Origin of the sequence: Burkholderia sp. Ac-20345 (assembly GCF_017104825.1) — a bacterium.
In the GTDB taxonomy this organism is placed as follows: domain Bacteria; phylum Pseudomonadota; class Gammaproteobacteria; order Burkholderiales; family Burkholderiaceae; genus Burkholderia; species Burkholderia lata_B.
Genome location: NZ_JAAGPO010000150.1, coordinates 13,276 through 27,447 on the forward strand (window position 1 = coordinate 13,276; position 14,172 = coordinate 27,447).

Genomic DNA, 14,172 nt, shown 5'->3' on the forward strand with positions numbered 1-14,172 from the left:
GTGACTTCGTGATGCGCGGTCACGGTCGCGCCGTCTTGAAGCCGAGCCAGGTCCGGCCTTCCAGACGCATCGCGGCCGGCGATTCCGCGATCGGCGTGAACAACGTACGCCGCGTCGCCTCGTCCGGATAGATGCCCGGATCGCGCACCAGCGCCGGGTCCATCAGCTTCAACGCGCCCTGGTTTGCATTCGCGTAGCGCGTCGCATTCGAGATCTTCGCGATCACGTCCGGACGCAGGATGTAGTTGATAAACGCATGCGCGTTGTCCGGATGCTTCGCGGAGGCCGGAATGACCATCGCGTCGAACCACATCAGGGTGCCGATCCGCGGAATGTCGTACGCGACGTCGCGTTTCGGATCGCGCGCCTTCGCCTTCTGCGCGGCCAGGTTGATCGCGCCGGAGAAGCCGACCGTCACGCACAGCTCGCCGTCGATCAGCTCGTTGGAATCGGACGAATTGACGAACTCGCGGATGAACGGCCGGATCTTCATCAGCATCGCCTGCGCGGCCGCATAGTCCTGCGCGCCCGGATGCATCGGATCGCGGCCGATATAGCGCAACGCCAGCGGCAGCACGGTGCTCGCGGAATCCTGCAGGCCCAGCCCGCACTTCGCGGCAACCCGCGCCGCGATCTCCGGCTTGAACAGCAGGTCGAGGCTGTCGGCCGGCATGTCCTTGCCGAGGATCGCGCGCACCTTCGCGCGGTCGTAGCCGACGCCCACGGTGCCCCACATGTACGGCACGCCGTACTGGTTGCCCGGATCGGATTGCGCCATCTGCTTCAGCAGCGACGGATCGAGATACTTCAGGTTCGGTAGCCGGTTCTTGTCGAGCTTGCGAAACACGCCGGCCTGGATCTGCTTGGCCATGAAGTCGTTGGTCGGCCACACGAGGTCGTAGCCGCTGTTACCGGTCAGCAGCTTCGACTGCAGCGTCTCGTCGCTGTCGTATGCGTCGTAGCGCACCTTGATGCCGGTTTCCTTCTCGAAGCCGGCGAGCGTATCCGGCGCGAAGTAATTGCTCCAGTTGTACAGGTTCAGCACCTTCTCTTCATCGGCGCGGGCCGTGCCGGCCAGCACGCACAGCGCGAGGCCCGGCAGCGCGCAGCGCAACCATCCGTTCCGTTTCATCGGGCCTCCCTCATCGATAACAGGACGATACGCCGTCGCTGGTCAGCAACGTGCGGTACATCTCCGGGCGGCGATCGCGGAAAAAGCCCCACGATTGCCGGTCGGCGCGGATCGCGTCGAGATCGAACGTGTGCACGAGCACGGCTTCGTCGGTGCGGTTCGCCTCGGCCCGCTTCTCGCCGGTGTGATCCGCAATGAAGCTCGACCCGTAGAACACGCCCGTGAGGCCCTGCTGCTCCGGATTGCCGTTGCCGAAGCCGACTTCGCGGCCGATCCGGTTCGCGGCCACCACCGGCACCATGTTGGCGGCCGCGTGGCCCTGCATCGTGCGCTGCCAGTGGCCGGACGAATCGAACGCACTGCTGAACGGTTCCGAGCCGATGATGGTCGGAAAGCACAGGATCTCGGCGCCCATCAACGCGAGGCTGCGCGCCGTCTCCGGATACCACTGGTCCCAGCAGATGCCGATGCCGATCCGGCCGAAGCGCGTGTCCCACACCTTGAAGCCGGTGTCGCCCGGCGTGAAATAGAACTTCTCCGTATAGCCCGACCCGTCCGGGATATGCGTCTTGCGATAGACGCCGAGCACGCGCCCGTCCGCGTCCGCGACGGCGATCGAGTTGTACGCGGCATTGCCCGCGCGCTCGAAGAAGCCGATCGGCAGCACGATGCCGAGTTCGCCGGCCAGCGCCGCGAAACGGGTGATCTGCGCGTTGCCTTCGAACGGTTGCGCGAGTTCGAGGTGGCGCACGTTCTGGTCGAGGCAGAAGTACGGCATCGCGAACAGCTCCGGGCACAGCACGAGATTCGCGCCCTGTGCGGCGGCCGCGCGGATCAGGCGCTCCGCGGTGGCCATGTTGTCTTCGAGATTCCAGCTGCCCGACGCCATCTGGACGGCGGCGACGGTGATGTGTTTGGACGGCATTGCGATTGCTCCTCGGTGGGACCGGAAACCGCTGGCGAAACGTCGCTCAGTTCGCGACGGACGGCTGCTGCTGCGTCGAACAGTGGATGCTGCCACCGCCGATCGACAGCGTCGGGATCGGCAGCATCTCCACGTTACGCCCGGGGAACGCACGACTGAAGACCTCGCGCGCGGCCTGATCCTGCTCGACGCCGAACGCGGTCACGATCACCGCACCGTTCACCAGAATGTAGTTCGCATAGCAATCGCAGTAGCGCTCGGAGCCGAAGCGTTCGGTGACGATCGGCGACGGCAGGTCGAGCAGCTCGAAACGGCGCCCCGCCGCATCGGTCGCGAGCTCCAGCGCGCGACGGTTTTCCCGCATCACGTGAAAATAGTCGCCCTGCTCCGGCATCGCGGCCTGGCACAGCATCCGGCCGGGTGCGATGAACGACGCGATACCGTCCACATGCCCGTTCGTCTCCACTTCGTCGGGATTGCCCGGCAGCCAAATGATCTTCTCGACGCCCAGCATGCGGCGCAGCTCCGCCTCGATCTCCGCGCGGCTCAGGTGCGGATTGCGATTGGGATGCAGCAGGCAGCTCTCGGTGGTGACCAGCGTGCCCTGCCCGTCGACATAGAACGAGCCGCCCTCCAGCACCAGAGGTGAATTGAAGATCTCCGCGCCGGCCGCGCGCGCGATGTCCTGCCCGGCCTGCTGGCAGCCGTCGTACGGCTGGTACTTCTCGCCCCAGCAGTTGAAGCGGAACACGGCCGCGCCCAGCCCGCGCTGTTCGCTCACGAGGAAGATCGGCCCGCAGTCGCGCAGCCAGTTGTCCTCGGCCGCGACCGGCAGCACGTCGACGCTCGCGCCGACCAGTTCGCGCGCGGCATCGACCTGGCTGTGGTGCGCGGCCACCACGCAGCGCTGGTAGCGGGCGATCGTCCGCGCGACCAGCGCGAATTCGCGGCACACCTGCGCGTAGTGGCTCCCCCACAGATCCTCGCGATCGTGGAGAACCGGCCATCCGAGCCACGTGGCATCCATGGATTCCCATTCCGCGGGCATCCGGTAACCGCGCTGGCGAGCATCAAAGCGACCCATCGTTCAGCCTCCGTTGTGATTGATGGCCGATTGTGCGTCAGGTTAAACTTGATGAATATTGATATTTCTTGGCCGAATTAATCAATTCACCTCATACCTCGATGCAACGCGTTCCGTCCCTGAAACTGCTGACCGGCTTCGAAGCCGCGGCCCGATTGGGCAATTTCTCGCGCGCGGCCGACGAGCTGCACCTGTCGCAATCGGCGATCAGCCATCAGATCCAGCAGCTCGAAGCACAGCTCGGGCAGCCGCTGTTCCGCCGGCGCGGCCGCGGCGTCGAACTGACCATCGCCGGCGAGGTCCTGCAGCGCAGCGTGCAGCGCGCGATGGACACGTTGCGCGGCGGCCTCGACCGCATCGCGACCTACCTGAATCCTGGGCTCGTCGTGCTGGTGTGTCCCGCGCCGTTGCTGCACGGCTGGCTGCAGCCGCGCCTCGAGCAGTTGCAGCAGGTGCTGCCCGACCTGTGCCCGCTGCTGTCGACCGACGAAACGGCGCGCTACGTCGACGAGATCGACGTCGACATGACGATCGGCACGCGGCCGATGCTGCAGCCCGGCCTGCTGGATATCCCGTTCATGCGCGACGAATGGGTGACGGTGTGCGCGACGCCGCTGGCGGAGCAACTCGAACGCGTGCCGCGCGACGAGCACCCGCGGCACGCGGGTGTCATCTGTCTCGAAGCCAGCCTGACCGACGAGCGCCTGGCGACGGTGTTCCGCGAGCGGCTGTCGGCGTTCCGGATGCATGCGATCTACGACGACCAGCGGCTCGTGCTGGACGCCGTGCTGCGCGGCCGCGGCATCGCCTGCCTGCCGCGTCTCGTCGCGCAGGCAGGCATCGACCAGCGCACCCTGACCGTGCTCGACGATTACCCGCGCCTGCCCGGCACCACGTGGTGGCTGTCGCGCATGGAAGGTCCGTCGCGCTCGCCGATCGTCGAGCGGATGTTCGAATGGCTGGTCGAGCAAGGCAGCCTGTCGAGCGCATCCGATCCGGCGCCCGACCACGCACCGCCGCCACCCGCGTAATCGCACGCCGCAAAAAAAAACGTCCCGCCGGCTGGCGGGACGTTCGTCATGACGTGAATGCGCACATTGCGCGGCCGATCACGGCTCGTGACGCAGATACCCTTCCTTGCTCGGATCGCGCATCCGCCACGACACGATCAGCGAGATCGCGCAGAGCACGGTCACGTACCAGTAGAAGGTTTCCTCGCTGCCGACCGACTTGAACCACAGCGCGACGTACTCGGCCGAGCCGCCGAAGATCGCGTTCGCGACTGCATACGACAGGCCGACGCCCATCGCGCGCACTTCCGGCGGGAACATCTCGGCCTTGATGAGGCCGCTGATCGACGTGTAGAAGCTGACGATCGCGAGCGCGACCGTGATCAGCACGAACGCGGCCACCGGGCTCGTCACGTCCTTCAGCGCGTGCATCAGCGGCACCGTGCCGATCACCGCGAACGAACCGAACAGGATCATCGACGTGCGGCGGCCGATCCTGTCGGACAGCGCGCCGAACACCGGCTGCATCAGCATGTAGACGAGCAGCGCGACGGTCATCACGTTGCTGGCCGTCTTCGCATGCATGCCGGCCGTGTTCACGAGGTATTTCTGCATGTACGTCGTGAACGTGTAGAAGATCAGCGAGCCGCCGGCCGTGAAGCCGACCACCGTGAAGAACGCACCCTTGTGCTGCCACACGCCGCGGATCGTGCCCGCGTCTTTCTTGTCGCGCGATGCGGTCGTCGACGTCTCGTCGAGCGACTTGCGCAGGTACAGCGAGATTAGTGCGGCGGCCGCGCCGACCACGAACGGAATGCGCCAGCCCCACGCCTTCAGTTCGTCGGCCGAAAGCGTCTGCTGCAGGATCACGAGCACGAGCAGCGCGCACAGCTGGCCGCCGATCAGCGTCACGTACTGGAACGACGCGAAGAAGCCGCGGCGGCCCTTCAGTGCCACCTCGCTCATGTAGGTCGCGCTCGTGCCGTATTCGCCGCCCACCGACAGCCCCTGGAACAGCCGCGCGACCAGCAGCAGCGCCGGCGCGAGCGCGCCGATCTGTGCATAGGTCGGCAGCACCGCGATCACGAGCGAGCCGCCGCACATCATCAGCACCGAGATCATCATCGCGTTGCGGCGGCCGTGGCGGTCGGCGATGCGGCCGAACAGCCAGCCGCCGATCGGACGCATCAGGAAGCCGGCCGCGAACACGCCTGCCGTGTTCAGCAGCTGCGTCGTCGTGTTGCCGCTCGGGAAGAACGCCGGCGCGAAGTACAGCGCGCAGAACGAGTAGATGTAGAAGTCGAACCACTCGACGAGGTTGCCCGACGAGGCGCCGACGATGGCGAACACGCGCCGCCGGGTGTCATGCGCGGACAGCGCAGCTTGGTCGGTCTGGACGTCCATGGATTGGTCAGTTCCTTTTAGTGCTTTCTGGGCGAGACGGCCGGGGCCGCCGCGTTCGGTCGCACGTGGCACCGGTTCCGGCGCACGGCGCTACGGGATTTTAGCGAAATGTAAAGTAACAGGCTCTCCGGGTTCGTCCCGATGTAGAAAATTTTTCTCCTGCCATGCGTTCGTCATATGAAAACGCCAGCCCGCGGGCTGGCGTCCGATGCAAACTTTCCGCAGGCGATGCTCAGATCCGCACCTCCGGCGGCACGTAGCGGCATTCGTAGCGCTTGCGCACGGTGCCGGCCTCGTCGACGCTTTCCAGGAACACGTCGAACTGCCAGAGCCGCGCCATGTGCTTGAGCACCTCGTCGCTGTCGTTCGACAGGTGGCGGTTGTCGGTCATGAAGTGGCGCAGCGTGAGACTGCGGTCGCCGCGCGTGTTCACGGCCCACACCTGGATGTTCGGCTCGCGGTGATGGATGTCGTACTGCCTCGACAGCGCCTGCCGTACATACTGGTAGCCCGAATCGTCGTGGATCGCCGACACCTCGAGCGAATCGCGCATGTCGTCGTCGAGCACCGAGAAGAGCCGCATGTCGCGGATCAGGCTCGGCGACAGATACTGCGCGATGAAGCTCTCGTCCTTGAAGTTGCGCATTGCGTAGTGCATCGCCGGCAGCCACGGGGTGCCCGCGATCTCCGGAAACCACTTGTAGTCTTCTTCCGTCGGCGCTTCGCAGATCCGCCGGATGTCGCTCATCATCGAGAAGCCGAGCGCATACGGGTTGATCCCGCTGTAGTACGGCTTCGTGACGGGCGGCTGGTAGACCACGTTGCTGTGCGAATGCAGGAACTCCATCATGAAGCTGTCTTCCAGCTTCCCCTGGTTGTACAGCGTGTTCAGCAGCGTGTAGTGCCAGAACGTCGCCCAGCCTTCGTTCATCACCTGCGTCTGCCGCTGCGGGTAGAAATACTGGCCGATCTTGCGCACGATGCGGATCACTTCCCGCTCCCACGGTTCGAGCAGCGGCGCGTTCTTCTCCGCGAAATACAGCAGGTTCTCCTGCGGCTCGGGCGGATAACGGCCTTCCTGCTCCTCCATCAGCTCGGGCTTCTTGCCCGGCAGCGTGCGCCACAGTTCGTTCACCTGCGACTGCAGGTACGCCTCGCGCTCGCGCCGCAGCGCGGCTTCCTTCGACAGCGACGGCTTCTGCGGCCGCTTGTAGCGGTCGACGCCGTAGTTCATCAGCGCATGGCACGAATCGAGCAGTTCCTCGACGCGATCGAGGCCGTAGCGCTCCTCGCATTCCGCGACGTAGTTCTTCGCGTACACGAGATAGTCGATGATCGCGTGCGCGTCGGTCCACAGCCGGAACAGGTAGTTGCCCTTGAAGAACGAGTTGTGCCCGTACGCCGCGTGCGCGATGACGAGCGCCTGCATCGTCATCGTGTTCTCTTCCATCAGGTACGCGATGCACGGGTTCGAGTTGATGACGATTTCGTACGCGAGCCCCATCTGGCCGCGACGGTAGCTCTTCTCGGTCGACAGGAAGTGCTTGCCGAACGACCAGTGACGGTAGTTGACCGGCATCCCGACCGACGCATACGCATCCATCATCTGCTCGGCGCTGATCAGTTCGAGCTGGATCGGGTAGATGTCGAGCTCGTATTGTTCGGCGACCTGCGAGATGTGCGTGTCGTATTCCTCGAGCAGTTCGAATGTCCAGTCGGACGGGCACGGCAGCGGCTTGCGTTCGGCAACGTTCATACGCGCTTCCTTTTGCCCTGGGCCGGGCAAGTCGGCGGCCGGCGGCGGCGGTTCGGCCTGCCCGCGTTGCTGCGATGCGGCAGAGCCGGCCGGGTCGTCGCCGGAAGGGCGCGGCGCATAGCCGCGCGACTCGTTGTGCAGATGGCGGGTCGTCATGACATTTCCACCTGCTTTTCGAACAATTCGCGAAACACCGGGTAGATGTCGGCAGCCGATTCCACTTTTTTCATCGCGAGATGCGGCTGCGACAAGGCCAGTTGCGCGTATTCCAGCCACAGGTTCTGCTCTTCCGGCGCGACCTGGATATACGCGAAGTAACGCGTCTTCGTGAGGATATCCTCTTCCAGGATTTTGCGACACTTGGGCGAATCGTCGGTCCAGTTGTCGCCGTCGGACGCCTGCGCGCCGTAGATGTTCCACTCGGTCGGCGAGTAGCGCTCGTTCATCACCTTGCGCATCAGCTCGAGCGCGCTCGACACCACGGTGCCGCCGCTCTCGGTCGAATGGAAGAAGGTATCTTCGTCGACTTCCTCGGCACGCGTGTGATGACGGATGAACACGACCTCGATACGCTCGTAGTTCCGCTTGAGGAACAGGTAGAGCAGGATGAAGAAGCGCTTCGACAGGTCCTTGCGCTGCTCGTCCATCGAGCCCGACACGTCCATCAGGCAGAACATCACGGCCTGGCTCGACGGTTGCGGCTGCTTCACGCGGTTGATGTAGCGCAGGTCGAACGGATCGATGAACGGAATCCGCCAGATGCGCCCCTTCAGGTGATGGATCTCGGCCTCGAGCACCGCGATCTCCGCGCGCCGGTCTTCCGGATCGATCTTCATCGCCTCGAGCTGCGCCTCGAGCTCGCGCAGTTCGTTGACGAGCGGCGAGCCGAGCGCGATGCGACGCCCGAGCGCGCTGCGCAGCGAACGCACGACATCGATGTTGTTCGGCGTGCCTTCCGCCGACCAGCCCGCGCGCACGTTCTTCCAGCTCGGCACCGTCAGCAGGTGCGTCTTCACGAGGCGCGGCAGTTCGAGATCGTCGAAGAAATACTGCATGAACTCGTCACGCGACAACTCGAACACGAAGTCGTCCTGCCCTTCGCCCTCGTTGCTCGCCTGACTGCCTCCCCCACCCGAGCCGCCCTGCGGACGCGGGATCTTGTCGCCGCGCACGTAGTCCTCGTTGCCGGGGTGCACGTATTCACGACGGCCGCCAGGGGCGTGCCGAAAATTCGGCTCCGCGATGTCCTTGCGCGGGATCGTGATGCTCTGCGTGCTCTGGATATCCTTGATGCTACGATCGCGCACCGCGTCGGACACGGCACGACGAATGTAGTTCTTGACGCGACGCAGAAAGCGTTCGCGGTTGGCGATACTCTTGTTCTTGCCGGCCAGCCTGCGGTCGATGATTTGATGAAGCACTCCCGGTCTCCCGCTCGAAAGTCGATACGCCGGGACGCTCGCCGCACATGCCGTATCCCGTCATGCGGGCGGCGTCTCTGAAAACACCCGTACGGCAACGCCGTACGGGCGCGGTACCGCGCGCGTCATGACGACTTGCGCACGCGCAGGTACCAGTCGCAAAGCAGCCTCACCTGCTTCGGCGTATAGCCCTTCGCGACCATCCGGTTCACAAAGTCCTCATGCTTGCGCTGTTCCTCCGCCGAACCCTTTGCGTTGAACGAAATCACCGGCAACAGTTCCTCGGTGTTCGAGAACATCTTCTTCTCGATCACGACGCGCAACTTCTCGTAGCTCGTCCACACGGGGTTCTTGCCGGCATTCGCCGCCCGCGCACGCAACACGAAGTTCACGATCTCGTTGCGGTAATCCTTCGGATTACTGATGCCGGCCGGCTTCTCGATCTTCTCCAGCTCCGCGTTCAGCGCGGCGCGGTCGAAGCTCTCGCCCGTGTCGTGGTCGCGGAATTCCTGGTCCTGGATCCAGAAGTCCGCATACGTGACGTAGCGGTCGAAGATGTTCTGGCCGTACTCCGAATACGACTCGAGGTAGGCCGTCTGGATCTCCTTGCCGATGAATTCCGCGTAGCGCGACGCGAGCACGTCCTTCACGAAGGACAGGTACTTCTGCTCGGTTTCCGGCGGGAACTGCTCGCGTTCGATCTGCTGTTCGAGCACGTACATCAGGTGCACGGGGTTGGCCGCCACCTCGCTCGAATCGAAGTTGAACACGCGCGACAGGATCTTGAACGCGAAGCGTGTCGACACGCCCGTCATCCCTTCGTCCACGCCCGCGTAGTCGCGGTATTCCTGGTACGACTTCGCCTTCGGATCGGTGTCCTTCAGGTTTTCGCCGTCATACACCTGCATCTTCGAGAACAGGCTCGAATTCTCCGGCTCGTGCAGGCGCGACAGCACCGAGAACTGCGACATCATCTTCAGCGTGCCCGGCGCGCAGACGGCCTCGGCCAGCGACGAGTTGCGGATCAGCTTCTCGTAGATCTTGGTCTCTTCCGATACACGCAGGCAGTACGGCACCTTCACGACGAAGATCCGGTCGAGCAGTGCCTCGTTGTTGCGGTTGTTGCGGAACGCCTTCCACTCCGACTCGTTCGAGTGCGCGAGGATGATCCCGTCGAACGGAATCGCGCCGAAGCCCTCGGTGCCCTTGAAGTTGCCTTCCTGCGTGGCGGTGAGCAGCGGGTGCAACACCTTGATCGGCGCCTTGAACATTTCGACGAACTCGAGCAGGCCCTGGTTCGCCAGGCACAGGCCACCCGAGTAGCTGTACGCGTCGGCGTCGTCCTGCGCGTACTGTTCGAGCTTGCGGATGTCGACCTTGCCGACCAGCGACGAGATGTCCTGGTTGTTCTCGTCACCCGGCTCCGTCTTTGCGATGCCGACCTGCCGCAGGATCGACGGATAGCGGCGCACCACGCGGAACTGGCGGATATCGCCGTTGTATTCGTGCAGCCGCTTGACGGCCCACGGACTCAGGATGTTCTTCAGGTAGCGGCGCGGAATGCCGTACTGTTCTTCGAGGATCGGGCCGTCTTCGTCGTAGTCGAACAGCCCGAGCGGCGATTCGTTGACGGGCGAGCCCTTCAGCGAATAGAACGGCACGCGCTCCATCAGTTGCTTCAGACGCTCGGCGATCGACGACTTGCCGCCGCCCACCGGGCCAAGCAGATAGAGGATCTGCTTCTTCTCTTCGAGCCCTTGCGCAGCGTGGCGGAAATAGGCGACCACCTGCTCGATCACCTCCTCCATTCCGTAGAACTCACGGAATGCGGGATAGACCTTGATGACCTTGTTCGCAAAGATCCGCGACAGGCGCGGCTCGTTGCGGGTATCGATGTGTTCAGGTTCCCCGATTGCTGCCAGCATGCGTTCACCAGCCGTCGCGTACGCGGATGGATCGTTCTTGCAGAGCGCGAGATACTCCTCCAGCGAGAGCTCTTCCTCTCGCGTTTTTTCGAAGCGGTTCGCGAAGCTGCTGTAAATATCCATGCTACCTCCCTCGCCTGAGTCTGAAGACTTGCCTGCCTTCGTACGACTGCGCAGAAGCAAGCGCGTTCGAATTCATCCTAAACCCTTTCTTATTTTTTTTCACGAACTCTTCGTATGAAGTGCGTCATTCTCGACAACACCGCTTGGACAACACATTTCGTCGTTTTACAATCGATCTCCCGAGCCGCAGAAACTGCATCCGTCGCGTCTCGTCGAACGACGGAACGTCTTGTGCGTTGGACACATTCGACGTCGTCACTTCTCCCCTTCATCCCTATACGTTCGAGCGAACGTTTACGACGACACGTTGCGTGCGCCGTTACAAATTTTTTTCGCAGTGCCCTTACGGAGATACCCGTACGACGGATGCGGGAACTTCACCTGCACCCATGCACGCATCCGTCGATGCAGGTCACGCGATGCACGCGACGATGCACGATCGCCATTCATGCATGTCGCCTGTCACATTTTTCCGCCGCAGAAACGACGACGCCCGCATGTCGCGGGCGTCGTTGGTCACCAAATGGGGATAGATGCGCGGCAAGCGCGAATCAGAAGGTTTCCCAGTCGTCCGCGTCAGCGGTAGCGGCAGTCTGCGCCGGCGCCGCGGAAGCAGCGGCGGGCTTGCGCACCGGCGCCGCTGCGGCCGCGCGTTTCGGCGGTACATCGCGATCCTCGCGCGCAGCAGCCTGGACAGGCACGGCAACCGCTGCGGAGGGCGCACGCGGCGTGTGACGCACCGCAACCGGAGCCGTGCCGCCGGAGCGTGACGTGTCGTCGTTGAGCTGGAACACCGCTGCCGTTTCACGCAGGCGTCCGGCCTGTTCGTCGAGTGATTGCGCGGCGGCCGCGGCTTCCTCGACGAGTGCCGCGTTCTGCTGCGTGACCTCGTCCATCTGCGCGACCGCGCGCGCCACCTGGTCGATCCCGCCGCTCTGCTCCTCGGACGCCGCCGCGATCTCGCCCATGATGTCCGTCACGCGCTGCACCGCACCGATCACATCGCTCATCGTGCGCCCTGCTTCGTCGACCAGCGTGGAACCCGACCGGATACGCTCCACCGACGCGTCGATCAGCACCTTGATCTCCTTGGCCGCGGCCGACGAACGCTGGGCCAGGCTGCGCACCTCGCCCGCGACGACCGCGAAGCCGCGGCCTTCCTCGCCGGCCCGCGCGGCTTCGACTGCTGCATTCAGCGCAAGAATGTTGGTCTGGAACGCGATTCCCTCAATGATCGCGATGATGTCCGCGATCTTCGCCGAGCTGTCGTTGATCTCGCCCATCGTGCCGACCACCTGGCCGACCACCGTATTGCCCTTGTTTGCAATCTCCGACGCATTCGCGGCCAGCGAACTCGCCTGGCGCGCATTGTCCGCGTTCTGTTTCACGGTGCCGGTCAGCTGTTCCATGCTCGACGCGGTTTCCTGCAACGCCGCGGCCTGTTCCTCGGTGCGCGACGACAGGTCGATGTTGCCGGCCGCAATCTGACGCGCCGCGGTCGCGATCGACTCGCTGCCGCCGCGCACGGTGCGCACCGTGTCGACGAGCCCGCGCTGCATCTTGCCGAGGCCCTCGAGAAGCTGGCCCATCTCGTCATGCCGGTCCACGACGATCGGCCGGCGCAGGTCGCCGGCGGCAATCGCGTCGAAATGCGCGAGCGCATCGGTAATCGGGCGGCCGATCGCGCGGCTCAGCGTCAGCCACGACACCACCGCGGCGCCGAAGCCGGCCACCAATGCGACGATCGCCAGCACGCGCACCGTGTCATACACCGATTCCGCGTGATCGAAGCCGATTTGCCCGTCAGTGAACTGGAAGTTGCGCAGCGCCTCGCTCGCCGTCGCGAGGTCGTTGAAGCGCGCCTGGAGCTGCTTCGCGCCGTCGCCGATCCGGTCGGCCTGATTCGCGCCGAGCACGCTCGCGAACGCATCGCACTCGCGCTGCAACGCCTGCCGCTTCGCGGCGACGTCCTGGGCGAGCCGGTCTTCCTCCGGGCCGCGCGGCAACGCGAGGTACTTCTGCCACCACGCGTCGGACTGCGCGCGCATCGCGCGGCTTCGCTCGATGGCCGCCGCCGCGTCCGGCGTGTTGACCAGGAGCGCCGCACGATCGAGCGCCAGGCGTTCGCGCGCGGCGTAGATCTCGGCCACCGAGACGTCGACCGCGCTGGGCATCAGGTTCGTGAAAACATCGCGCGTCGTCTCGTTCGCGCGTGTCATACCGTACACGCCGAGCCCGCCGACCACCCCCAGGAGCACCGCCAGAAACGCCATCGTGAAACCGATGCGCGCACGAATCGTCAGGTTTTTGAACACCATCATCCTTCCTGTGTTGCGTCGTGATGGACGGGACAGGCCCGTCGCTTCGAAGCATTGCTTCACCTGATGCATTTACGACCATGCACAGCACAACTTGATGGTGTTTTCGCTATTTTTTCGAATTATTTGTCTGTTTATTACAAATAGCTGAACAAATAATGCTCGTTCCAGCGTTCGCTGGAAGCAAGGCGATGGGAGGCTCTCTGCTGCCGGCAAGCGTCGCGAAGACGCGGCCGGCCGTCGTTGGCGACGAGCCGGCCACGATGCGTGATCAGGCCCTATCCGGCCAGTTCGGCAAGCGTTGGAATCGACGGCTGCGCGCCCGCTCGCGTGACCGACAGTGCCGCCGCGCGTTGCGCGAAGCGGATGGCCGTGTCGACATCCGCGCCGGCCGCGAGCCGCGCGGAAAAGCCGCCGATGAAGGTATCGCCGGCCGCCGTCGTGTCGACGGCTTGCACGACCGGCGCCGGATAATGCCGCGCGGAGCCATCGGCCGTCAGCGCAAGCACGCCGCGCGCGCCCAGCGTGACCAGCACGTTGCGCGCGCCGCCTGTCTGCAGCACGCGCGCGGCGGCTTCCGCCTCCGCGGGGTCGCCCACCGGCAGCGCGGTCAGCGCGGCCGCCTCGACCTCGTTCGGGATCAGGTAATCGACGAGCGGCAGCCAGCCGTCCGGCAGCGGCGCGACGGCCGGGGCAGGATTGAGCACCACCGTGCGGCCGAGCCGACGGCCTGCCGACAGCGCTGCGAACACCGCGTCCGGCGGCGTCTCGAGCTGGCAGATCAGCACGTCGGCCGACGCCAGTGCGGCCTCGTGTCGTGCGACCGTTTCGGTCGTGACCTCGCCGTTGCCGCCCGCGACGATCACGATCGCGTTCTGGCTCGCATCGTCGACGACGATCAGCGCGACGCCGGTCGACGCCGACGCGCTCGTCGCGAGCCCCGCGCAGTCGATACCCTCGTCCGCCAGGATGTACGCGCGCTCGATCGTGTTGTGCAGCTCGCGCACGTTGCCGGGCCACGAATACGCGCGCAGCGCAGCGATCGCCGCGTCGGTCAGCCGCTTGTGCGCATGG

10 protein-coding genes are annotated in these 14,172 nt (G+C 64.6%); 1 reads left to right on the forward strand and 9 read right to left on the reverse strand.

Annotated features, from left to right (window positions below; genetic code table 11):
* Positions 1 to 19: 19 nt before the first annotated feature.
* Genes G3O06_RS34475 through G3O06_RS34485 form a run of 3 tightly spaced genes read right to left on the reverse strand, consistent with a single transcriptional unit; the run spans position 20 to position 3,141 of the window.
* A complete protein-coding gene (locus G3O06_RS34475; RefSeq protein WP_241020383.1) occupies positions 20 to 1,132 on the reverse strand; it encodes a polyamine ABC transporter substrate-binding protein in 1,113 nt (370 codons plus the stop codon).
* A 10-nt stretch (positions 1,133 to 1,142) separates the two neighbouring features.
* Positions 1,143 to 2,057 carry an N-carbamoylputrescine amidase gene (gene aguB, locus G3O06_RS34480; RefSeq protein ID WP_174997035.1) on the reverse strand — a complete coding sequence of 305 codons (915 nt, stop codon included), beginning with the start codon at positions 2,055 to 2,057 and terminating at the stop codon, positions 1,143 to 1,145.
* Positions 2,058 to 2,103: 46 nt separating this feature from the next.
* A complete protein-coding gene (locus G3O06_RS34485) occupies positions 2,104 to 3,141 on the reverse strand; it encodes an agmatine deiminase family protein (protein WP_205818882.1) in 1,038 nt (345 codons plus the stop codon).
* 101 nt (positions 3,142 to 3,242) lie between these two features.
* Between G3O06_RS34485 and G3O06_RS34490 the strand changes: the two genes are divergently transcribed.
* Entirely contained in the window at positions 3,243 to 4,172 is a 930-nt protein-coding gene (locus G3O06_RS34490; RefSeq protein WP_205818883.1) for a LysR family transcriptional regulator, read from the forward strand.
* A gap of 78 nt (positions 4,173 to 4,250) precedes the next feature.
* Here G3O06_RS34490 and G3O06_RS34495 read toward each other — a convergent pair whose 3' ends face one another.
* The 6 genes from G3O06_RS34495 to G3O06_RS34520 form a co-directional block, all read right to left on the reverse strand.
* A complete protein-coding gene (locus tag G3O06_RS34495) occupies positions 4,251 to 5,555 on the reverse strand; it encodes an MFS family transporter (protein WP_011351908.1) in 1,305 nt (434 codons plus the stop codon).
* 232 nt (positions 5,556 to 5,787) lie between these two features.
* Positions 5,788 to 7,467 (reverse strand): SpoVR family protein, encoded by a 1,680-nt coding sequence (locus G3O06_RS34500; protein WP_205818884.1) that lies wholly within the window; start codon positions 7,465 to 7,467, stop codon positions 5,788 to 5,790.
* Positions 7,464 to 8,732 carry a YeaH/YhbH family protein gene (locus G3O06_RS34505; RefSeq protein ID WP_046545649.1) on the reverse strand — a complete coding sequence of 423 codons (1,269 nt, stop codon included), beginning with the start codon at positions 8,730 to 8,732 and terminating at the stop codon, positions 7,464 to 7,466. Before G3O06_RS34505 ends, G3O06_RS34500 begins: the two co-directional genes overlap by 4 nt.
* Before the next feature lie 125 nt (positions 8,733 to 8,857).
* Positions 8,858 to 10,780: a PrkA family serine protein kinase gene (locus G3O06_RS34510; RefSeq protein ID WP_043182748.1), complete on the reverse strand. Its 1,923-nt coding sequence runs from the start codon at positions 10,778 to 10,780 to the stop codon at positions 8,858 to 8,860.
* Between the two features lie 551 nt (positions 10,781 to 11,331).
* The gene (locus G3O06_RS34515; protein WP_205818885.1) at positions 11,332 to 13,098 is read right to left on the reverse strand and encodes a methyl-accepting chemotaxis protein; all 1,767 of its coding nucleotides are present in this window, start codon (positions 13,096 to 13,098) and stop codon (positions 11,332 to 11,334) included.
* 278 nt (positions 13,099 to 13,376) lie between these two features.
* A partial coding sequence (locus tag G3O06_RS34520) for a PfkB family carbohydrate kinase (RefSeq protein WP_241020384.1) occupies positions 13,377 to 14,172 on the reverse strand: 796 nt, incomplete at its 5' end.

What these genes read in the sequence shown, in the direction of transcription:
- G3O06_RS34475 (WP_241020383.1), bottom strand. Translation starts at nt 1,132, where the DNA reads ATGAAACGGAACGGATGGTTGCGCTGCGCGCTGCCGGGCCTCGCGCTG.
- aguB (WP_174997035.1), bottom strand. Translation starts at nt 2,057, where the DNA reads ATGCCGTCCAAACACATCACCGTCGCCGCCGTCCAGATGGCGTCGGGC.
- G3O06_RS34485 (WP_205818882.1), bottom strand. Translation starts at nt 3,141, where the DNA reads ATGGGTCGCTTTGATGCTCGCCAGCGCGGTTACCGGATGCCCGCGGAA.
- G3O06_RS34490 (WP_205818883.1), top strand. Translation starts at nt 3,243, where the DNA reads ATGCAACGCGTTCCGTCCCTGAAACTGCTGACCGGCTTCGAAGCCGCG.
- G3O06_RS34495 (WP_011351908.1), bottom strand. Translation starts at nt 5,555, where the DNA reads ATGGACGTCCAGACCGACCAAGCTGCGCTGTCCGCGCATGACACCCGG.
- G3O06_RS34500 (WP_205818884.1), bottom strand. Translation starts at nt 7,467, where the DNA reads ATGACGACCCGCCATCTGCACAACGAGTCGCGCGGCTATGCGCCGCGC.
- G3O06_RS34510 (WP_043182748.1), bottom strand. Translation starts at nt 10,780, where the DNA reads ATGGATATTTACAGCAGCTTCGCGAACCGCTTCGAAAAAACGCGAGAG.
- G3O06_RS34515 (WP_205818885.1), bottom strand. Translation starts at nt 13,098, where the DNA reads ATGGTGTTCAAAAACCTGACGATTCGTGCGCGCATCGGTTTCACGATG.